The following is a 20,413-nucleotide window of genomic DNA, read 5'->3' as shown; positions in this document are numbered from 1 at the left end:
GCTCTATCCTTTGCGGGAGCGGGTCGCGCCATCGATGGCTGTGAGGTCGGCCGAAGGGCTGAACAGTTTGCGGAGCGGCGCCAGTACGCGTTCGATCCTGATGGCGATGGGCATCCTGAGATGGGCCACCGCCGATGGATTGCTCCAGACTGTCTTGATCGCTCCTGAGATCGACCGGTCTTTGATATTCTGGACGAGGACGAGAAAGGCGCGGCCCTTCTTCAGGCTGCGCGCCCGGAAATCCTGGGCGGCTTTCGCCGCCGCGTCCAGCGTGTGATCGCGAAGGAAGGCCTTATCGCCTTCGATCATGGCGTCGATGTGGTGAAGCGCCAGAACGCGGGAAATCGATCCCTCGCGGATATGATAATCATAGCCGGCGACCGGTTCGATCACGCAGCGTCCGCCGAGCGCGATGGCCGAGGCGAGGTAGAGATAATCCTCGCCGACCTTCAGGGCTTCGTTGAAGCGCAGGCCTTTTTCTTCGACGAAGGCGCGCTGGAAAATAGGCTTGAGATAACCGAAATTATGGGTTGTCTGGAAAAGCGCGTTGGAGCGGATGAAGACCGGTAGCGTGAGCTCCGGCGTTTCGGCCAGTGCTGGTTCGGTGAACATCGTTTCCGGCGGCGTGCCGTCTGCGCGGATGACGCGGAGATTGTCGACGGCGATCTTCGCGCCGGCCTTTTCGGCGCGGTCGATCATGCGGCGCAGGCGGCCGGGCTCGACCGTATCGTCGGAATCGAGGACCGCGAGCCAGCGGCCGGATGCGGCGGCGATGGCGGCGTTGCGCGCCGCGGCCGGTCCGCCGTTTTTCTCAAGCGCCAGCAGGCGGACGTTGCGGTCGCCATAGCTCTCGGCGATCGCGCGCGTTTCGTCCGTCGAGCAGTCGTCGGCGACAATCACTTCGACGGTCACGGCTTCCTGCGCCAGCGCGCTGTCGATCGCCTTGGCGAGCGTTGCGGCGGCGTTATAGGCCGCGATGATGAAGCTGACGTCGGGCTGGGTTTGCGTCATGCAGCCTCCGCCGTTCCGTATTGCCTGATCTCACGCACGCCGAGCAGGCCGCTGACGACGCCCGAGTGCATGATACCGCGAAGCGCGTAGCGATAGCGCGGAACTGCGGAGAAAATGCAGCCGAGTGCCGCCACATAGCAGAAACCGGCCTTGGCCAGCGCCAATCCGACGTGTTTCACGCGGGCGAACCCCCGGCTCCTTTCCTGCAGCAGGCGGCCGTGCGTCTGGCCGAAGCGGAAGCGGCGCTTGGCGAGCCAGCCGAGTTCGGCGCGGTTTTCGGTCACCGGTTCATAGACATGCGCATTGGCGGCGAAGGCGATCTTGCCACCATCCCGGTGCATGTGGCTGAAGAATTCCGTATCCTCGCCACCGGTGCGGCCAAGCGCGAGGTTGAAGCGGCGGCCCGCGACGCTTGGCGAAGACAGGCGCAGCAGGACGTTGCAGGTGTAGCCGGTGCGGATTTCGCCGGCGACCCAGACGGGCAGGGTGGAGTGGAAATCACCCTCGCGCATCCAGCCGGGGGCTGTTTCCGAATAGACGCTGCGGACCGGGCCGAGCACGGCGTCGGCTGCCGAGCTCTGCGCTGTCGCCAGCAATTCCACCAGCCATTCCTCGCTGGCATCCTCGTCATCGTCGATGAAGGCGAGAAAATCGCCGGTGGCGTTGTCGAGGCAGGCGTTGCGGGCGATCGAGATGTTCGATGCCGGGCAGTGCACATAGGCGATTTCATGTGGGATCGTGGCGCGCAGGGCTTCGACGCGAGCAGCCGCGCTCGGGGTCTTGTCGTTGTCGGCGACGATGATGCGCAGCCGTGTGTCGGTGGGTACCGCGAGAACCGCGAGGGACATCAGCGCCTCGTCCAGCGAAGCGCGTCGATAGGTGCAAATGCCGATGTCGATCTGCATGTTTTTTTCTCCTGTCGTCGGACCGGTCATGGCGAGACCTTCCGGCCGCGGAAGCTCAGCAGTTCCATCCAGAACCCTGCCGACCAGGCGAAGTGCATGACCATGGCGGAGATTGCCGCCAGCGGTCCGTAGATATTTCGCTGACCAATCGCCATCCAGAAGCCGTATCCGAGGCAGGCGATAGCCCAGATGCTGAAGGGAATGACGGCGACCCAGCTCAGGACGGCAAGGAAGGCGCCGATGAAGACGGGGACGACCAGCAGCGGCAAGGCCTGGCGCAGGTTCGGCATGCTGCCGTGCTTCAGGATGTTCTTGGCGCGCCCACGACCATAGCCGAGGTACTGGCGGAACAGCGTGCCGACGGTCGAGCGCGGATAGTAGATCATCCTGGTCTTGTCGGTCATCCAGATGCCGAAGCCGGCCTTCTTCAGGCGGTAGTCGAGCTCGGCGTCCTCGTTGTGGCTGAAGGTCTCGTCATAGCCGCCGACCGCCTCGTAGGCGGCGATGCGCATCAGCGCGTGATGGCCGTGGTTGGTCCAGTGGCCGCGTGCGCCCTCGCGGTGCTTGGAACCGCCATTGCCGAGCTTGGAGTTCTGCGCGAAAGCCGTCGCCTTCTGGAAGATGCCGGAGCCGACGGTTTCCATGGCGACGACGACCGAATCCGCCTGCGTCAGCACGGCTTCCTGGACCAACTGACGGCAGTAGTCGTCGGGGTAATCGCCATGCGCGTCGATGCGGATCAGGTAATCGTAGTCGCGACCGAAGGTCTGGACGGCGAGATTGACCGCGGCACTCTGGATGCGGCGAGGATTGGCGAGCAGGACGATACGCGGATCGGCGGCGCTGAGACGGGCGACGATCTCGCGGGTCTGGTCGGTGCTGCCGCCGTCGGCAACGACGATCTTGGCATTCAACTGATCGACTTCGAGCACCAGCTTGTTCAGCAGCGGCTCGATGTGTTTTTCTTCGTTCAGGCAGGGAATGATGATGAGACTTGAAACATTCGCATCAACGTCAGGCTTCATGGCTGTCGAACCTTCTCGAGATACTGTTTGTGGCTGGATCGTTCCGGCTTCACCCCTCTTTGCGAAGTCGGGCCTCTTTTCGAAGCCGGGAACGAGATGGGAGAGGCTTGCGACGAGCGCGTGACAATCGCTGCGGTCGGCAAGCCATGTCTTGCGATCCTTGGCGGCGACGGCATCGCTCAATGCGCCGTGGCGTTCGCCGGTCATGGTGCTGAAGAGGTTCTCGAGGCTGGCGGCGCTGGCATCGGGAAGCACGCAGCCGATCTCGCGGTCCGTCAGGAACCGCGCGGTCTGGGTGCCTTCAAGCGCGATCGGAACCGTGCCGTAGAGGCAGCCTTCATAGAGGCGGTTCGGCAGCAGCCAGCTAGAATTAAGACCTTCCTCGAAGAAATCGATCGCCCAGGAGAAATGAACCTCGTCATAGATCGTGCGCAGGTCCTCGGGATTGCGGTAGGCGCCCTCGAAGCGAAGGTAGGGCTCGTCGCGGACGAAGGCGTCGAAATCGTCGAATTCCGAATAGGCGGGGCGGCCGCGGAGCACGATCTCGACGCGGCCTTCCATGCGACGCGAGAACTCGGCGAGGAGCGCCAGCGACTTGCGGCAGCGCAGGGCGCCGAACCACCCGATTTTCCAAGGTTCACCCGGCTGCTTCAGCGGGCGGGCGAAGGAGGGCTCCACCGGGGCCTCGTCCAGCGCGATGACCTTGTTCTCGACGAGCAGCATCTCGGCCTTGATGCCGGAGCGGGTCGCGAAATACTGCTCGACGAAGGCGGGAGAGCTGGTGAGGATCAGACGGCTGTCGCGGCCGAAATAGGCTTCGGCGCCGCGCACAACCTTGCCGATCGCGTCGTCGCGCGTCAGCAGGCGGTGGATATCAAGGCATTCGTAGACAACAGGAACATCGCCGCCGAACAGCGCATTGGCGCGGTGGGCGACGGCAAGAGCTTCCAGGTTGCGGCCGATGATGACATCAGGCTTCCTCACGCCCTTGAGCAGGCCTTTCAGCCCGCTCATCGCCGTGGCGACGGCGCCGATCCGCTGCGCGAACTTGGCGTCGGCGGTGCGGCCTAGCTCGATCGGCGTCAGTCCGTGTACTTCAGCCAAGCGGTTCTCGCCGCGCCGGAAGCCCGCGAGCACCACGTCTGCTCCACCCTCGCGCAGCATCAGCACCCGCCGGCGTACGGCGGGATCAGCCAGATCATGCACGAGGTAGAGAACCTGAAGCATCGTTGCACCTTGTTTGACCAAGTTCATTGCGGGTCCGTGCCCGTTCAGTTCAGTGTGCAAGCAATCGATTCCGGGAACTGGCACTTGTCACCGAGCGCCGTGAAGGCGACGCGGTCGACGGTGAGCGTGGTCGGTCCCGCGTAGGAGAAGCGACCCATCCAGTCGGAGAGCTTGTCCGTTCCCCAGAGGCTGAAGAAGATCTTCTGCTGAGCGGTGGGGATCTTCGAGGGATCCGTCACTTCCTGCACCAGCTTGCCATTGAGGTAGTAGCGCAGGCGATCCTTTTCCCAGACGAAAGCGTAATCGTTGAAGCCGTCATCGGCCTTGCCGCCGACGGAGACGAGCTTCTCGTTGCCGCCCTTGGCCTGAATGTACTGATTGAGCTGGACCTGACCGGTGTTCTTGCCAAGCACCTCGAAATCGATCTCGTCGTGCTTCTGCTTGTCTGCCGGGCCGATGTAGGTGAAGAAGGCCGAGTTGAGGCCGGAGCCGGTGGCGGCCTTCACGCGGGCCTCGTAGGTGCCGTAGCCGAAGCGCTTCTTCGTCTGGATCTCGCCGCATAGATAGTCGCGGTCCTTGGACTTGCCTTCGGTGAAGCCGAGCGTCAGCTGGCCGTCGTTGATCTTTACCTGCTTGTTCGACCAGGTGCAGTTCTGGTGGTTGCCATTGTTCCAGCCGTCGGAGACATACCAGAAGGCGCGGTCGATCTTGTCGAAATTGTCGACGAAGGAAGCGCCGCCGGCCTGCTGGGCGGCGGCGGAACCGGCTGCGAGGGTCATCAGGCCGAAGAAGCTCAAGGCCTGGCAAAGTTTTCGCGCATGGGCGATTTGGGTCGTCATGGTGTTACCTTTGCTGTGAAGCGAATTGCGGGGGAATCTTGCCCGGAGACGCCGGGCTTGCCGGCGTCTTCTTTGTGCGTCCGCCCGTCAGGATCGCGTAGAGGCGGGGGGCAAGCGCGCGGCACAGGCTGTTCGTCACGACCAGTATCGGGAACAGCAGCGCCAGGGCAAGAATGAAGAAGAGTGGATAAAAGGCGACATGCGCCTTGCCCCACACGATCCAGAGAGCGATCAGGAGCGGGTAATGGGCGCAGAAGATCCAGAAGCTGAGGCTGCCGGTCTTGGACAGGCGCTGGCCGAGGTTGGTCTGGATCAGCGGGGCGGATAGCAACCAGAAACCGGCCGCGCCGACGATGGCGAGCGTGTTGCGGAAGAGCTGGACCCAATCCGGCAGATCCGGGCCGGTCATGTAAATTACCGTGGCGAGGACGGCCGAGGCGGCCAGAAGCAGGGCGACGCCAAGAGGGGCGAAGCGATCGAGGGCCTTGATGTCGATCTTGTAGAGACCGACATAGATTCCGAAGGCGAAGCTGAAGAGGATGGAGCGCTTGAGCACCACGTAGATCGACATCTCCGGGACCATCGCGATGACCAGCAACGTCACGAGCGTGATCAGCGGCGCGCGGCTGACGAGCCAGGCGAGGATCGGCGAGAGCAGGATGCAGACGAAAAGATCGCGCAGGAAGTAGAGCGGTACGTTGACCGGAAAGTCGCCGATGCCGAGCAGCTGATTGGCGAACTCCCGCAACGAGCTATGCCACGGATCGGGCAGGTAGCCTTCGCCGAGGCCGATGCTCGAGGCGACCATGATCGTCAGGAAGAATGCCACGTTCCATAGCAGGAAGGGCAAAAGCACGGTCTGGGACTTGGTGCGGACGGTCTTCAGATAGTCGAAGTTCTCCAGCCCGTTGCGAAACAACAGGAAGCCGGAAATCGCGCTCAGGCACGGCACGCCGACACGAAACAGCGCTTCCGTGAGAAAGACTCTTATCCAGTCGAAAGCGCCGTAGGTCCCATCAAAAGGGCTGTCGGCGGCACCGAAGGGTATATGGACGAACACGATGCCCGAAATGAGCACAATGCGCATCAGGTTGATCCGCGATGATACGTTTGCGTCGACATTCACGTTGTTCAGTCACCCCTTTTGGGCCGCACCTCCCGTTACAGCCGGTTCAATCAGAGCAGACTCGAGCCCGCACGCATAAGTTAGGCGGATTTCGCGGAAGAAAATATGGCGGTGCAGCAAAAAATGATCACTGGTCCCGTATCGGCACGCTACCTATGCGATGTATCGACACGGGAAATCATATGCCCAACCCGTCGTCCGATGCGCTTCGATCCCCGTGTCAGCAGCGTGTTTCATAATGTAATGATATTCATCGACTTAGCTATTTCTGCATTCTCGGGCCAACCAAAAGTTTCTGTCGATTGGTGAAGATTTTCCCGGCTGGGGCGACCGGAAGCCTCCGCGATGATGGCTGAAATGCGGCGGCGCGGCAAAACCCGCGTCTTTGCGAGACAGTTGCTCGCCTCATGATTGTCGTAAGGCTTTGACAAACTTCCGTCGAAATGGCCCTCATCATTGTGCGGCGCAACAGCCCGCTCTCCCGACTCGCGCACAATCATTCGATGCGCCGGGCGAGTTCCGATCAGTTTCTCAAGGAGAGCGCATGGCGACCTTCACGATCATCATTCCCTTCTACCAGCGCGAGGACGGCATCCTTCGCCGCGCTCTGGCGTCCATCTTCGCGCAGACGTTCCAGGATTTTGATATCGTTGTCATCGACGACCAGTCGCCGTATTCGCCCGATGACGAACTCGCGCCGCTTTCCGCCGAGGAGCGGGCGCGGATCAATGTCATCCGGCAGCAGAATGCGGGGCCGGGTGGCGCCAGGAATACCGGGCTCGATCATGTGCCGGCAGACACGCAATATGCCGCCTTCCTCGATTCCGACGATCTCTGGACGCCGGATCACCTCGCCAACGCCTTTGCCGCCATGCAAGCGTTCGGGGGGGATTGCTATTGGGCGTCGATCGAGGGCGGGGAAGAATTCGATTACCATTTCGGCATCGCATCGCTGGAGCGTGCCGAGGGCGCCCGGCGTCTCATGGACAAGCCTCTCGTTCTCGATGTGCCCGATATCGCGGGCATCATGATCGAGAACTGGGCGTTCCTCCACATGTCCTGCATGGTGATCGGCCGGCCGCTGATCGAGACGATCCGTTTCGACGCGGCGCTGCGGCTTGCGGCTGAAGACGTGCTGTTCTTCTGCGATTGCATGCTGGCGGCAAGGCAGGTGCTGCTTTGCGGCGATGCGGGGGCCGTGCGCGGCGAGGGGATCAACATATTCCACGGCGTCGACAACACCTCGCCGGAATTCCTGAAGCAGCAGTTCATCACCTGGATGGCGCTCGATCGGCTGGAGAGCCGCTTCGCGCGGCGGCCTCGCGAGATTGAAACCATCAAGGAGCACAAGAACACCGCGCGCAAGCAGGCGATCTGGAGCCAGATCAAACGCCTTCGGAACGGGCGCCGGCCCGATTTCGGCCTTCTGACGCGCTGGGTGATGCAAGATCCCCGGCTGCTTGGAAGCGTGATGCAGCTTGCAGCCGGGAAGATCGCGAAGTAGCGGCTACTTAGCGGGATTGGTCAGGAGGTAGCGCAGGCCGTCGCCCTGAGCGGTGACGGAAACGCCGCCGGGATTGCGCAGGCCCTCGGTCTTGTCCATGAGAATGCCGCCGGCAATCGCCGGGAAGGCCAGCGGGTGGGCGGCGACATAGCCGATCGCGGCGCCTGCGCCCTGCTCGGCCTTGATGTCGAGGAAGCGCCGGAGCTCATACTTGCCGCGCACGTGGCGCTCGTGGCGGCGAACTGCGTCGGCGGCCTCCGGTTTCAGCTTAACGCTCGCGAGAAGCGCGCGATCGGCCTCGTAGAGGCGGCGGAGATCTTCCGTGCGGTGGCTGCCGCTGAGGGAGTTGCCGCGCACGACCGCACCGTAACCACAGCTATGGATCACCTTGTAGCGCGCGCCTTGCGCCAGCGCCCGGATGTAAAGGTCGTAGTCCTCGCCGAGCCGCATCTCCTCGCGGTAGCGAAGCCGGTGCTGGTCGAGGAAGGCGCGGCGCATGATGGGTTTAAGAAAGCCGATCTCGCCGCGACGCACGCCGCGCTTGGAGATGTTGCCATCGACGAAGCTTGTGAGGTCGAGGAAGAGGGGGCTCGCCGCGAATTGCTCCAAACGCTGCGGTGCCTGCTCGACGGTGTCGGCGGTGACGAAGGCGATGTTGTCGGCCACGAATTCCCAGTCGTCCTCGGCGAGCATCCGGCGAAAGCGTCCCTCGAAGAAAAAATCGTCGGCGTCGAGAATGGCGATGAGCGGCGCCGTGGAGACAGAGATGGCATGATTACGGGCGGCCGAGGGACCACGGTTCTTCTCGAAGCGTTCAATCCGCAGCCGGCCGGTTGCGTCGTCAGCGCGTCTGGCAGCCTCTGCCGTGCCGTCGCTTGAGCCGTCATCGACAACAACCACCTCAGCCACTTCCGGCTCACGAAGTGCCGATCGCACAGCGGTTTCGATGGTGTCTGCCGCGTTCTTGGCAGCGATGATGACGCATATGCTTGCTGTCTGAGCCACGCTCTACCTCCGTTGTTTCGCCCCAAGACCTAGGACGTCAGCGCGCGGCGCACAACGGTGGAGCCTTCACATGATGTTACGTGCGGGGTTTTGGGGTGGCGGAGCGTCCGCCCGGTCTGAAGACCGGCATAAACCGTCAGTGGTTCAGATGCTCGGACCCTTCGAACGGTCTATGCGCCCGTTTCTCGGCGTCATCGCTGCGGGCTGCAACGACCTGATTCGCGCGGTGGGCGCGCGACTCCTTCCAGACGAGGTAGAGGACGCCGCCGAAGTAGCCGATCTGCAGAATCACGGCGCAGATCACCGTCTTGAGGACAGTCCCGGAGAAGGAACCGCTCAACCAATAGGTCGCGACAGCAAAAACCGCCAGCGCGCCCAGCATGCTTACGAATACGCGAGGTGCATACATACGTGCCTCCCCATCGGAACTTCATTCGATGAACACTCACCGAATAGGACCGTTCCACCAGGATCCTTCCATACTTACGTTTTACAGGAGTTCGTGGATCAACAGAAGCTCACATAACGTTTTTTGCGTCGATGAAGATGTTACTACAGGGCCGATCTTAAAGGTTTCTTCCGTGGATTGGTAAAAATGCCACGTCTCGGGCAGGGCAGTCGGCTTTCGCGGAAGATGATTAAAATTGTGCTGTCCATCAATAGTTGTGTCAAATTTGACAATACACGTCCTCCTTGGGGCCACATTCACCCCGGGATGGCGCCGCTCCGGCAGGTTGTACGTTCAACTTTTATTACAAAGTTTTAATTTCAAACGGTTCGCAGGTGCGCCGCAAAAATCATGCTGCAATGCAATAAAAGGTAGTGTTTGAAATACAAAGCGACCCGGATTTAACACCTCAGCGTGCAACCCATGAATTGACGGAGGGGTGCGAGGACAACTTAAACTTAGGTGACTTTGAATGCTCTAATAGTTTCGGGGCGTTCTATTAGGGGCCTTGTAGTTCATTTCGACAGATTCGAAGTATCTTACAGTTACGTGAGGATTCCCTTAAAAACAAAAAAGTTGAATGGCGCACACAAAACCCGGTGTGAAACGAACGTTTTTTAAAATGTGGCTTAAAAAAACAAAATCCGCTCATACACTCCAAACTCGTCAGCGCTAGCTAAGCGTCCTGGGACTACCCGACCAAACGGCAAACATAAGTGGAGTTACCTCTATGAAGTCTGCGACGAGATCGGACAGTTCGCCATTCTATGGCGAAGTTCATGAGAGCGTGTTTCCGCCCACCGGCGGGATCGCGAAACGGGCATTCGACGTATCGGCTGCCTGCATCGGTCTCATCTTCCTGAGCCCGATTTTTCTGATGGTGATGCTGCTTGTGAAGCTTTCGGACAAGGGTCCGGCCTTCTATGGGCATCGTCGTATCGGCCACAACGGCCAGGAATTCCGTTGCCTGAAGTTTCGGACAATGGTGACCAATGGCGATCAGGTTTTGCAGGAGCACCTGCGCAACAACCCGAAGGCCATGGAAGAATGGCGTGCAACGCGCAAGCTGCAGGACGACCCCCGGGTCACTGCGGTCGGTGCCGTTCTGCGCAAACTGAGCCTTGATGAGCTTCCCCAGCTCTTCAACATCATCCGCGGCGAAATGAGCGTCGTCGGCCCGCGTCCCGTCGTTCAAGACGAACTTGAAATGTACGAGACCTCGGCCGTCTACTATCTGCAGTCCCGTCCCGGCCTCACCGGCCTGTGGCAGATCAGCGGACGTAATGACGTCTCCTACGCAGCACGCGTCGCCTTCGACACGCACTATGTCGAAAACTGGTCGCTTGCTCGTGACGTCGTGATCATCGCACGCACCATTCCCGCGGTGTGCGCGCAGCGCGGCAGCTACTAGGCCGCCACATAAAGCCCAAAGACTAACAGCGCGGCACGCCTTGCGGCTTGTCGTGCAAACACACGGGGAACTGTGTATGGAAAGACGCTTGAAAAAAGGCATGGCCGGGCACTCCGGTACCCTGCGCTCCGGTCTACTTCTGACGGCCGGGCTGGGTGCCTTTCTGGTTTCCTCATGCCTGGCCAGCGCGGATGAGTATCATCTCGGCACTATGGACAAGCTGAGGATCAGGGTTGCCGAATGGCAGACCGCGGATGGAACGATCCGCGACTGGTCTGTCGTCAGTGGGGACTACACGGTCGGCCCTTCCGGAAGCATTTCCCTACCGTTCGTCGGTGACATGTCGGCATCCGGAAAGACTACGGATGCGATCGCCCAGGAGATCGGCGCGGCCCTGCAGAAGCAATTTGCCCTGAAGGACCGGCCATCTGCCTCGGTCGAACTGGCGGAGTTCCGCCCCGTCTATCTTTCCGGTGACGTCGAAAAGCCTGGCGAATTCCCGTTTGCCCCCAACCTGACCGTCATGAAGGCCGTGAGCCTGGCGGGCGGTCTGCGGCGCGCCGATTCCGGCCAGCGCTTCGCCCGCGATTTCATCAATGCAAAGGGCGACGCCGTGGTCTACATGGCCGATCGCGCCCGGCTGCTGGTGAAGCAGGCCCGCCTGCGGGCCGAAACGGCCGGGCAGGATACGATCGAGATGCCCAAGGAGCTCGAGGGCCATCCCGAGGCCAAGGTGCTGTTGGCGAGCGAGACGTCTCTTCTGACCACCCGCAAGAAGCGGCTGACGCTGCAGCTTCAGGCGCTGGACGATCTGCGCCAACTGCTGCAGAGCGAAGTGCAGACGCTTGCCAAGAAAACCGAAACGCAGAGCCGGCAGCTTGAGCTTGCCACCGCCGACCGCGACAAGGTCGAGGATCTCGCGGAAAAGGGCCTCGCGCTCAGCGCCCGCAAGATGGCGACCGAGCAGCGCGCGGCCGATCTGGAAGCGACGCTTCTCGATATCGATACCAATTCGCTCAAGGCCAAGCAGGACATCAGCAAGGCCAACCAGGACGAAATCACGCTCCGCAACGACTGGGACGCCCAGCTTGCCCAGGAGGCGCAGAACACCGACGCGCAGATCGACGAGCTCAACCTGAAACTGGCTACCAGCAACTCGCTGATGTCGGAAGCGCTGACGCAGTCCACGGATGCCGCGCGTTTCGATACGGCGAACGGGATGGCCAGCGTTTCCTATTCGATCATCCGTGAAGTGGATGGCAAGCCGAAGGAACTACCGGTTCAGGAGAACACGGCGCTGCAGCCCGGCGATCTGATCAAGGTCACCGCCGGACTTGCGATGAGATAAGAGGCCGCATGCGAATTGCAAAATCGCTGCTGATCCAGCCGGGCGGGAACGGGATTTACGCCATTCCCGCCGTGGCGCTATCGCTTTTCTCTTTCGCCTACTCGACGAAATTCGGGCAGATCGCGATCCTGCTTTACTATGCCCTGTGGTTTCCGCTGATCGCCGTCGATTATCGCAAGGTGCTCGGCAACTACAACCGCCATGCCTGGATGCTCGCATTCGCGGTGCTTGTCGTGCTGTCGGTGTTCTGGTCGGCGGTGCCGAGCGTGTCGTTGCGCGCCGGCATCCAGTACCTGACGCAGGTGATCTGCACACTGATCGCCGCCCGCATCATCGATATCCGCACACTGACCCGGGGCATGATCGCCGGTGTCGGCATCGTTCTGATCTACTCCATCCTCTTCGGCGGATACGAATACGACCTTATGGACGGGACCTACAGCTTCGTGGGCGCCTTCGCCTCGAAGAACCAGCTTGGGCTCTACGCCTCGCTCGGCATCATCGTATGCTTCGCCGCCGTGTTCATTTTCGGTGAGCGGCGTATTTGGTTGGCCGGCGCTGGTATCACCGGGCTGCTGTCGGCCTATTGCCTTGCCGTCTGCCAGTCCGCCACATCGGTTCTGACGACGGCCGTGGTCATTGCTCTCATCATCGGCCTCCGCGTCGTGCTGGCGCTGACGCCGCAGCAGCGCAAGCTTCTCGTTATCGGCGGCGGCGTTGCCGTCATCGTGCTCGTAACCGCCAGCGTCTATCTCGGGGTGGTCGACGCCATTCTCGGTCTCTTCGGCAAGGATTCGACCCTGACTGGCCGCACCTATCTCTGGCAACAGGGGCTGGCGGCCGCGGCACAGAACCCGGTCTTCGGCATCGGCTATCAGGCTTACTGGGTGCAGGGGTTCGCCGAACCCGAGCGCTTGTGGAACGAGTTCTACATCACGGCGCGCACCGGCTTTCACTTCCACAACACCTATATCGAGACGGACGTCGAGCTCGGCTTCGTGGGCGTGCTGCTTCTGGCGCTGACGCTGCTGAAGATCCTGTGGGGGCATCTGCGCCGTCTGATCGAGGACATCCGCAACGACGAATCCTACCTGCTTTTCGCCATTGCGGTGCTGCTGGCCATCCGCTCCTTCGTGGAGATCGATATCCTGACGCCATATACCGTGGGCACGTTCCTTTTCTATTTCTGTGCCGGAAAGCTGGCGACCGTGCGTCGGAAGTCAGCCAATCACGTCTGGCATCACCATACGCCGCCCAACGCGGCCACTTCTTAACGATATTGCATTTCGGGCCGGCGCTGACCGGCCCATTCAAGGAATCCGCATGAAGACGCTCTACGGTATCCAGTATCTGCGCGCCTTTTCCGCTTTCGCAATCGTGGTTTTCCATGCCGTGGAGCGCAACGGAGATCACTTCTCGATTGGCGCCGGCGGCATCGACGTGTTGTTCGTCATCAGCGGCTTCATCATGTGGGTGAAGAGCGAGAAGCGACCGGTCACGCCGCATGTCTTCATGCTGGAGCGATTGCGACGCATCGGCCCATCCTATTGGTTGGTGACGGCGATCATGGTTGCCGGCGCAATTGCCGGACTGTTCCCAAATCTCAAGCTGACGAACAGTCATGTGCTGGGGTCGCTGTTCTTCGTCCCCATGCATTCGCCCAGCGGCGGCAAGATATGGCCGGTGCTGGTGCAGGGCTGGACGCTGAATCTGCAGGTGTTCTTCTATTTACTGTTCGCCGGCGCGCTGTTCCTGCCGCGCCGATGGAGGCTCATATTTCTGACCGTCCTGTTCGGCGGCTTCTTCACTGTCGGCCTCATGGTCCAGCCGGCATCGGCGGCGTTGTTCACCTACACTAGGCCGATCATTCTCGAATTCCTGGGCGGGGTGTTTCTGGGCGAGCTCTGGCTCCGTCGCTGGATTGCCGGGACCAGTCTCGGGCTTGCCTGTGTGGGGGCATCGCTCGCCGGTTTCGCAACCATCTTCATGCTGGGCGCGAGCTTCGACGAAAGCCTCTGCGGGCCGCTCGCCTTGGCGCTGGTCTACGGCATGGTCTCGCTTGAGACAGACGGCAGCATCGGCCGCGTGCCGCTGCTCACCTATCTCGGCGATGCGTCCTATTCCATCTATCTCTGGCACACGCTGGCGATCTCGCTCGTGCTCGAGATCGCAAGAACCGTCGATATGTCGCCGACGACGACGATCCTCGCCGCCGTTGTAGCCGGCACGGCGCTTGGGGCGGTCGCCTACGAGGTCATCGAGAAGCCGCTGCGCCGTCTGCTCTCCGCCAACCCCTTCCGGCGCAACACGCTGGCGAGGCGCCCGTCATGAGGAAGTCTCGGCATTTGCCGCGGATGCGGGCGGTTCGCTCGCGCCGGCTTCGGCGGGCTTCCGGCGCCCACGGCGGAGCACGACATAAAAGACCGGTGTCAGGAACAGGCCGAACAGGGTCACGCCGAGCATCCCGGAGAATACGGCCGTCCCCAGTGACTGGCGCATCTCCGCGCCCGGGCCGGTCGCGATGGCGAGGGGCAAGACGCCGAAGATAAAGGCGAAAGCCGTCATCAGGATCGGCCGCAGCCGCAGATGGCTGGCCTCGACGGCGGCGTCGACCGCGGATTTTCCCTCCTCCTGTGCCTGGCGCGCGAATTCGACGATCAGGATCGCGTTCTTGGCGGCAAGGCCGATCAGCACGATCAGGCCGATCTGGGTCAGCACGTTGTTGTCCATGCCGCGCAGCGACACACCGATCAGTGCTGCCAGCACGGCAAGCGGTACGATCAGGATGATCGCCAGTGGCAGCACCCAGCTTTCATATTGCGCGGCGAGCGCCAGGAACACGAAGACGACCGATAAAGCGAAGATGTAGATCGCCGTGTTGCCGGTGTGGGTTTCCTGATAGGCGAGCTCCGTCCATTCGAAGCTCGTGCCCGGCGGCAATATCTTGGCCGCCAGCGCCTCCATCTTGTTCAGCGCATCGCCGGTCGAGGTGCCGGGTGTCGGATTGCCCTGCAGCGGCACAGAGACATACATGTTGTAGCGCTGGACAAGCGGCGGACCGCTGGCGTCCTGGATGTCCATGAGCGTGCCGAGCGGCACCAGCGCCCCGGTGGCGGAGCGGACCTTGAGCGCGAGGATATCGTCGCGGTCCATGCGGTATTGCCGGTCGGCCTGGGCGCGCACTTGGTAGACGCGGCCGAAAGCGTTGAAATCGTTGACATAGGCGACGCCAAGATTGATCGACAGCGCGTTGAAGATGTTGGGGATGGGCACGTTGAGGAAGCGTGCCTTGTCGCGGTCGATCGCCAGGAAGTATTGCGGGCTGGCGTCGGAGAAGGTGGTGAAGACGCCGGTCAGGCCCTCGGTCGTGGCAGCCGCGCCCATCATCTGGCGGGCAAGCGAGAGCGCCCGCGTCATGTCGGCGTTTTCGAGGTCGAGGATCTGCATCTTGAAGCCGCCGGAATTGCCGACGCCGCGCACGGATGGCGGCGGGATGGCGATGATGAAGGCTTCCTGGATGCTCTGCAGCTTGCCGAAGAGCTCGCCGATGATCTTGTTCGCGGTCTCGCCGCCTTCCTCACGCTCCGCGAAGGACTTGAACGGCACGAAGACAACGCCGGCATTCGATGCATTGGTAAAGGTGGCGCCGCTGAAGCCGGCGAACTGGACCGCATTGCCGACGCCGGGAACGGTGCGGGCGATATCGCCGACCTGCTTGACGACGGCATCGGTGCGTTCCAGCGAGGCGCCATCCGGCAGCTGCACGACGATGATGGCGTAGCCCTGGTCCATGGTCGGAATGAAGCCAGACGGGACCTTCGTGCCGATATAATAGGTCGCGCCGAGCAGGCCGGCGAAGACCAGGAGCGAAGCGGTCAAGCCCACCCAGCTGCTTACCAGATGCCTGATGATCCAGGAATAGCCGGCGCTGAGGCGGTCGAAGCCATGGTTGAAGCCGTTGGCAAGGCCGCGGCCGAAGCGGGTCGCGATGTTGGCGGGCTTGTGCTCGTGGTCATGGCTCTTGAGCAGGATGCCCGCGAGCGCCGGCGACAGCGTCAGCGAGTTCAGCGCGGAGATCGCCGTCGTCACCGAGATGGTGACGGCGAACTGTTTGTAGAACTGCCCGGATATGCCGGGAATGAAGGCCGTCGGCACGAAGACGGCGATCAGAACCAGCGAGATGGCGACGACGGCGGTGCCGACCTCGTCCATGGTGACATGGGCAGCCTCCTTCGGCGTCATGCCGAGCGCGAGGTTGCGCTCGACGTTCTCCACCACCACGATGGCGTCGTCAACGACGATGCCGATGGCGAGCACCAGGCCGAACAAGGTGAGCATGTTCAGCGAGAAGCCGAAGGCCAAGAGCACGGCGAAGGTGCCGATCAGCGATACCGGGATGGCGATGATCGGGATGAGGGCGGTGCGCCAGGATTGCAGGAAGACGAGCACGACGATCGCCACGAGGATCGCGGCTTCGGCGATGGTCCGGTAGACCTCGGAAATGGAGTCCGAGATGAACTCGGTCGTATCATAGACGATGCGGTATTCCAGCCCCTGCGGGAAGTTCTGCGAGAGATCCTTCATGATGCCCTGCACCTCATGCGCGGTATCCAGCGCATTGGTTCCGGGGCGGGCGAAGATGCCGAGTGCGACGGCCGGGTCGTTGTTGAGGTAGCTGTTGGTGACGTAATCCTGTGCGCCGAGCTCGATGCGGGCGACGTCCTGCAACTGCACCAGTCGGCCCGATGTCGTCGATTTGACGATGGTATAGCGGAATTGGCGGACATCGGAGAAGCGGCCGTCGGTGCGTACGGTGTATTCGAAGGCGTTCTTGCCGGTGACCGGCGGGGCGCCGATCTTGCCGCCCGAGACCTGGACGTTCTGGTCGCGTAGCGCCTGGACGACGTCATCCGAGGTCATCTGGTAGGCGGAGAGCTTTTCCGGATCGAGCCAGATACGCATGGAATATTGCCGCTCGCCGAAGATCTGTACATCGCCGACGCCGTCGAGGCGCACGAGGACATCGCGGATGCGGTTGCGAGCGTAGTTCGAGACGTAGAGCTGGTCGTAGCGATGCGACGGTGACAGGAGGTGCACGACCATCATCAGGTCGGGCGAACTCTTGTCGGTGGTGACGCCCAGCCGCTGCACTTCCTCGGGAAGGCGGGGCAGGGCGATCGAGACGCGGTTCTGCACGAGCACCTGCACCTTATCGAGATCGGTGCCCAGCTTGAAGGTGATGGTCAGCGACATGGCGCCGTCGGCGCTGGAGTAGGAGGACATGTAGAGCATGTCCTCGACGCCGTTGATCTGCTGCTCGAGCGGCGTCGAGACGGTATCGGCGATGGTCTGCGGGTCGGCGCCCGGATAGGAGGTGCGCACGACGATGGTCGGCGGCGCGATCTCGGGATATTGCGAGACCGGGAGCTGGGTATAGGCGATGCCGCCGACGACGAGCAGCAGGATGGAGATGACCGACGCGAAGATCGGACGGTCGACGAAGAAATGAGCGAACCTCATTGGCCGTTCTCCGTGGTCACCGAATCCGGCGGCGTATCCCGGCGCTCCTGGGGAAGCTCTACCATCTGAGGTGTAATGGTACCACCGGGTCTAGCGCGCATCAGCCCGTTGACGATGATCGTCTCGCTGCCGTCGAGGCCTTCGCGGATGACGCGGTAGCCGTAGAGCCGCGGGCCCGGACGCACCGGCTTGGTCGAGACCTTGTTGTCGGGGCCGACCACATAGACGACGCGCTCGTTCTGATCGGAGCCGATCGCTTCGTCGGGCACGAGCACCGCCTTGTAGGTGTTGGATGCCTCTACCTGGATGCGGCCGAAGAGGCCGGGCTGCAGGACGAGGTCGGGGTTGGCGAAGCGGGCGCGGATGCGGATGGTGCCGCTCTCGTTGTCGATGCGGTTTTCGGCGAAGTCGAGCTTGCCCTTGAAGGGTTTCGCGGTCGGGTCGGAGATGGTCACCGAAACATCCACACCGCCACCACCCTGCTGCAGAACCTGACCCTGCTTGCGCGCGGTGTCGGCGAAGTTCAGCAGGCGGCGCTCATCGACGTCGAAATAGAAATCGATCGGATCGAGCGAGACTATCGTCGTCAGGATCGACTGGTCTGCCTGGACGAGATTGCCGGCGGAGATCAGCCGGCGGTCGATGCGCCCGCTCAGGGGGGCGGTGATCTTCGTATATTCCATGTCGAGCGCCGCGCGCTCGGCGGATGCCTGGGCGCCGCGCACGTTGGCCTGGGCCGAGATCCAGTCGCGCCGCCGATCATCGAGGGTGGACACGGACTGGCTGCCGCTATTGGCGAGGCTCTGAGCGCGGTTAAACTGGGTCTCGGCGTAAGACAGCGTGGTCTTCGCCACCTCGAGCGCCGCGTTCGCTTCGTTCAGGCTCGTGATGAAGGGGCGCTGGTCGATGACGAAAAGCTGGTCTCCCTTCTTCACCAAGGCGCCATCCGTGAAATCGACCTCCTGCAGATAGCCGCCGACACGGGAGCGGACAGAGACCTGATCGACAGGTTCGAATCGGCCGATGAACTCGTCGTTGTCGATGACGTCGCGGACGACGGGCTTGGCGACCGAGACGGGCGGCGGAGGCGGGGCGGCCTGTTGCGCTGCGGCCGTCATTGGCAAGAGTGCCATGGATCCAACGGTCAGGAGATGTCGAAGCGAGTACGGCATGGCGGCTCCCCATTGCGGGCGGCCGAAACTTGCCGCCGAAACTATGCTGATTGGTTGCTGTTCATGTCTGCAGGTCGGTCTTGTCTGTCTGCTCCGACACGGGAGGCAGGCTCCCGGTCGCTCATGCTCTGTAGAGGTCGTGATTGCGGCGAATGCGGACCACGGTTTGCATGCGAGAAATCGAGTGTTCAGGAATTTCTGACGTTACGGTAACCCTCTGGATTTCGACTATAAACGGCGCTCATGCCGAATTGCAAATGCCAATCAGTCGAAACATCAACTGTTGTTGAAACCCGTGAGGGTGTGTCAGCTTTCGATGATTTCATCGCTTCCGGGCGAGGCGGCGGCCATTTCCGCCCAGTCGAGTTCCCGTTCCAGAATATGGAAGATGTCGTCGTCGATGTCGTCGCGGCGGCGCATGTCCGCCAGGGTGCGGCGCTTGGCAGCGATGATACCGCGCCGCAGATCGTCCAACTCGCTTACCGCGCGGGGATGTTTGCCATCGCGGGCGATGTCGCGCTCGGATGTGTAAACCTCGCGCAAGATCTTCGCCGGTTTCGTCGTCTTGTCCTCGAGTTCGGATAGTGCGGCATCGAGCAACGTGACGCGAGCGGCGGAGAGCGCTTGTTCCCAAGAGTGATCCGGCGCGAAATTCAGGATGCGGATCAAGGGCCCGAGTGTCAGTCCCTGGATGATGAGGGTGCCCAGGACGACGGCCAGCGCGCAAAGGAGAATGATGTCGCGCGACGGAAAATCCAGGGGCAGGGCGAGCGCCGTCGCAAGCGTGACGAGGCCGCGCATGCCGCACCAGCCATCGACGAGGCTCATGGCAAAGGTTGGCGGTCGCTGGCGCGTCGCCCGCCTGCGCATGAGAAGCGCCATGATCCGGCCGTAGCACATGACCCACGCCATGCGCACGACAATGACGGTGAGGAAGACGGCCGTGGCGAGCGCAATCGCAAGATCGAGCCGGTCGGCATCGAGATCGAGGATAATCTGGCGGGCTTGCAGTCCCATCAGCAGGAAAGCCAGGACATTCAACATGAATACGGCTGCCTCCCACACGGAATAGGAATGGATCCGATGGCGGGCGGACTGACGTTCCGGCATGTAGCGGGCGATCACCATGGCATAGACGACGATGGCGAGGATGGCGGAGAAATGCAGGCGCTCGGCAAGCACCCAGGTGCCGAAGGTGGCGACGAACTCCAGCAGTGTTCCGCCCAGCGTGCCCGCAAGCTTGGTGCCGATGGCCATGTAGAGGCGCCCGGCGGCATAGCCGACCAGCACGCCGCCGGGAATGGCGAAGGCGATCTCGGGCAGGACGCTGGCGAAGAAGGTCGGGCTCGCGGCGGCGGCGACGGCTGCGCTGAAGACGAGCAGCGAGACGGCGTCGTTCAGGAGGCTCTCGCCCTTGAGCACGATGTAGGTGCGCCTCGGCAAGTCGAACCGATCGAGCATGGCGGTTGCGGCCGCGGCATCCGGCGGCGCGACGATGGCGCCGAGCGCGATGGCTGCGGCAATCGGCAGGCCGGCCAGGGTTACGCCGACGAAAGCGACGGCGGCCGTTGTCAGGATCACCGCGATGGCGGCCAGCGCGATCAGCGGCAGCCAGTTCTGCTTCAGAGTTCGCGGTGGCAGATCGTAGGCGGCGTCGAAGAGGACAGGAGCGATGAAGAGCGCCAGCGCAAGCTGCGGATCGAAGCCAATTTCGGGCGCCCATGGGATGGAAGCGACAAGAAGACCGGCGATCGCGAGCATCGTCGGATAGGGCACGAGAAACTTGCGAGAGAACTGCAGGAAGATGATGGCGACGAGCATCAGCGTCAGCATGCTCTCAAAAAAAGCCATGGTCGCTCCGGGTTGTTGAAC

Annotated in this window: 16 protein-coding genes; 5 read left to right on the top strand and 11 right to left on the bottom strand. The window is 62.0% G+C overall.

Annotated elements, in window-relative coordinates:
- Positions 1-3: 3 nt before the first annotated feature.
- The 6 genes from QTL95_RS16325 to QTL95_RS16300 all read right to left on the bottom strand — a co-directional run bounded on the left by QTL95_RS16325 (position 4) and on the right by QTL95_RS16300 (position 6,633).
- The gene (locus tag QTL95_RS16325; protein ID WP_289720976.1) at positions 4-1,011 is read right to left on the bottom strand and encodes a glycosyltransferase family 2 protein; all 1,008 of its coding nucleotides are present in this window, start codon (positions 1,009-1,011) and stop codon (positions 4-6) included.
- Positions 1,008-1,916 (bottom strand): glycosyltransferase, encoded by a 909-nt coding sequence (locus QTL95_RS16320; RefSeq protein WP_289720975.1) that lies wholly within the window; start codon positions 1,914-1,916, stop codon positions 1,008-1,010. Before QTL95_RS16320 ends, QTL95_RS16325 begins: the two co-directional genes overlap by 4 nt.
- A 26-nt stretch (positions 1,917-1,942) precedes the next feature.
- Positions 1,943-2,941 (bottom strand): glycosyltransferase family 2 protein, encoded by a 999-nt coding sequence (locus tag QTL95_RS16315; RefSeq protein WP_289721021.1) that lies wholly within the window; start codon positions 2,939-2,941, stop codon positions 1,943-1,945.
- A gap of 1,271 nt (positions 2,942-4,212) precedes the next feature.
- The gene (locus QTL95_RS16310; RefSeq protein ID WP_442981300.1) at positions 4,213-5,007 is read right to left on the bottom strand and encodes a glycoside hydrolase family 16 protein; all 795 of its coding nucleotides are present in this window, start codon (positions 5,005-5,007) and stop codon (positions 4,213-4,215) included.
- A 4-nt stretch (positions 5,008-5,011) separates the two neighbouring features.
- Positions 5,012-6,133, bottom strand: a complete 1,122-nt coding sequence (locus QTL95_RS16305) for an acyltransferase family protein (RefSeq protein ID WP_289720974.1) — start codon at positions 6,131-6,133, stop codon at positions 5,012-5,014.
- 233 nt (positions 6,134-6,366) lie between these two features.
- The gene (locus QTL95_RS16300) at positions 6,367-6,633 is read right to left on the bottom strand and encodes a hypothetical protein (RefSeq protein ID WP_289720973.1); all 267 of its coding nucleotides are present in this window, start codon (positions 6,631-6,633) and stop codon (positions 6,367-6,369) included.
- A gap of 44 nt (positions 6,634-6,677) precedes the next feature.
- Between QTL95_RS16300 and QTL95_RS16295 the strand changes: the two genes are divergently transcribed.
- On the top strand, positions 6,678-7,637 hold the full coding sequence (locus tag QTL95_RS16295; RefSeq protein WP_289720972.1) for a glycosyltransferase family 2 protein: 960 nt from the start codon (positions 6,678-6,680) through the stop codon (positions 7,635-7,637).
- A 3-nt stretch (positions 7,638-7,640) separates the two neighbouring features.
- Here QTL95_RS16295 and QTL95_RS16290 read toward each other — a convergent pair whose 3' ends face one another.
- Positions 7,641-8,642, bottom strand: a complete 1,002-nt coding sequence (locus tag QTL95_RS16290; RefSeq protein WP_289720971.1) for a glycosyltransferase family 2 protein — start codon at positions 8,640-8,642, stop codon at positions 7,641-7,643.
- A gap of 136 nt (positions 8,643-8,778) precedes the next feature.
- Positions 8,779-9,051 carry an exopolysaccharide production repressor protein gene (locus QTL95_RS16285; protein ID WP_289720970.1) on the bottom strand — a complete coding sequence of 91 codons (273 nt, stop codon included), beginning with the start codon at positions 9,049-9,051 and terminating at the stop codon, positions 8,779-8,781.
- A gap of 769 nt (positions 9,052-9,820) precedes the next feature.
- On the opposite strand from QTL95_RS16285, the gene QTL95_RS16280 reads away from it, so the two are divergent.
- From QTL95_RS16280 to QTL95_RS16265, 4 genes are all read left to right on the top strand, one after another.
- Complete coding sequence (locus tag QTL95_RS16280; protein ID WP_289720969.1) at positions 9,821-10,501, top strand: sugar transferase; 681 nt, start codon at positions 9,821-9,823, stop codon at positions 10,499-10,501.
- Between the two features lie 76 nt (positions 10,502-10,577).
- Positions 10,578-11,849: a polysaccharide biosynthesis/export family protein gene (locus tag QTL95_RS16275; RefSeq protein WP_442981299.1), complete on the top strand. Its 1,272-nt coding sequence runs from the start codon at positions 10,578-10,580 to the stop codon at positions 11,847-11,849.
- 8 nt (positions 11,850-11,857) lie between these two features.
- Complete coding sequence (locus tag QTL95_RS16270) at positions 11,858-13,123, top strand: O-antigen ligase family protein (protein WP_289720968.1); 1,266 nt, start codon at positions 11,858-11,860, stop codon at positions 13,121-13,123.
- Positions 13,124-13,172: 49 nt separating this feature from the next.
- Positions 13,173-14,180: an acyltransferase family protein gene (locus QTL95_RS16265; protein WP_289720967.1), complete on the top strand. Its 1,008-nt coding sequence runs from the start codon at positions 13,173-13,175 to the stop codon at positions 14,178-14,180.
- Here the strand turns inward: QTL95_RS16265 and QTL95_RS16260 are convergent.
- The 3 genes from QTL95_RS16260 to QTL95_RS16250 all read right to left on the bottom strand — a co-directional run bounded on the left by QTL95_RS16260 (position 14,175) and on the right by QTL95_RS16250 (position 20,392).
- A complete protein-coding gene (locus QTL95_RS16260; RefSeq protein WP_289720966.1) occupies positions 14,175-17,369 on the bottom strand; it encodes an efflux RND transporter permease subunit in 3,195 nt (1,064 codons plus the stop codon). The two genes, QTL95_RS16265 and QTL95_RS16260, sit on opposite strands and share 6 nt — an antisense overlap.
- Entirely contained in the window at positions 17,366-18,541 is a 1,176-nt protein-coding gene (locus tag QTL95_RS16255; RefSeq protein ID WP_289720965.1) for an efflux RND transporter periplasmic adaptor subunit, read from the bottom strand. Before QTL95_RS16255 ends, QTL95_RS16260 begins: the two co-directional genes overlap by 4 nt.
- Before the next feature lie 306 nt (positions 18,542-18,847).
- Complete coding sequence (locus QTL95_RS16250; RefSeq protein ID WP_289720964.1) at positions 18,848-20,392, bottom strand: cation:proton antiporter; 1,545 nt, start codon at positions 20,390-20,392, stop codon at positions 18,848-18,850.
- Positions 20,393-20,413 lie beyond the last annotated feature (21 nt).

It is taken from the genome of Rhizobium sp. S152 (assembly GCF_030380735.1).
Classification (GTDB): domain Bacteria; phylum Pseudomonadota; class Alphaproteobacteria; order Rhizobiales; family Rhizobiaceae; genus Rhizobium.
This window is presented reverse-complemented; position numbering and strand designations above follow the sequence as displayed.

Bases quoted from the DNA above. Each gene is read 5' to 3' on its own strand.
- QTL95_RS16325 (WP_289720976.1), bottom strand. From the start codon at position 1,011: ATGACGCAAACCCAGCCCGACGTCAGCTTCATCATCGCGGCCTATAAC.
- QTL95_RS16320 (WP_289720975.1), bottom strand. From the start codon at position 1,916: ATGCAGATCGACATCGGCATTTGCACCTATCGACGCGCTTCGCTGGAC.
- QTL95_RS16315 (WP_289721021.1), bottom strand. From the start codon at position 2,941: ATGAAGCCTGACGTTGATGCGAATGTTTCAAGTCTCATCATCATTCCC.
- QTL95_RS16310 (WP_442981300.1), bottom strand. From the start codon at position 5,007: ATGACGACCCAAATCGCCCATGCGCGAAAACTTTGCCAGGCCTTGAGC.
- QTL95_RS16300 (WP_289720973.1), bottom strand. From the start codon at position 6,633: ATGATTGTGCGCGAGTCGGGAGAGCGGGCTGTTGCGCCGCACAATGAT.
- QTL95_RS16295 (WP_289720972.1), top strand. From the start codon at position 6,678: ATGGCGACCTTCACGATCATCATTCCCTTCTACCAGCGCGAGGACGGC.
- QTL95_RS16285 (WP_289720970.1), bottom strand. From the start codon at position 9,051: ATGTATGCACCTCGCGTATTCGTAAGCATGCTGGGCGCGCTGGCGGTT.
- QTL95_RS16280 (WP_289720969.1), top strand. From the start codon at position 9,821: ATGAAGTCTGCGACGAGATCGGACAGTTCGCCATTCTATGGCGAAGTT.
- QTL95_RS16275 (WP_442981299.1), top strand. From the start codon at position 10,578: ATGGAAAGACGCTTGAAAAAAGGCATGGCCGGGCACTCCGGTACCCTG.
- QTL95_RS16270 (WP_289720968.1), top strand. From the start codon at position 11,858: ATGCGAATTGCAAAATCGCTGCTGATCCAGCCGGGCGGGAACGGGATT.
- QTL95_RS16265 (WP_289720967.1), top strand. From the start codon at position 13,173: ATGAAGACGCTCTACGGTATCCAGTATCTGCGCGCCTTTTCCGCTTTC.
- QTL95_RS16260 (WP_289720966.1), bottom strand. From the start codon at position 17,369: ATGAGGTTCGCTCATTTCTTCGTCGACCGTCCGATCTTCGCGTCGGTC.
- QTL95_RS16255 (WP_289720965.1), bottom strand. From the start codon at position 18,541: ATGCCGTACTCGCTTCGACATCTCCTGACCGTTGGATCCATGGCACTC.
- QTL95_RS16250 (WP_289720964.1), bottom strand. From the start codon at position 20,392: ATGGCTTTTTTTGAGAGCATGCTGACGCTGATGCTCGTCGCCATCATC.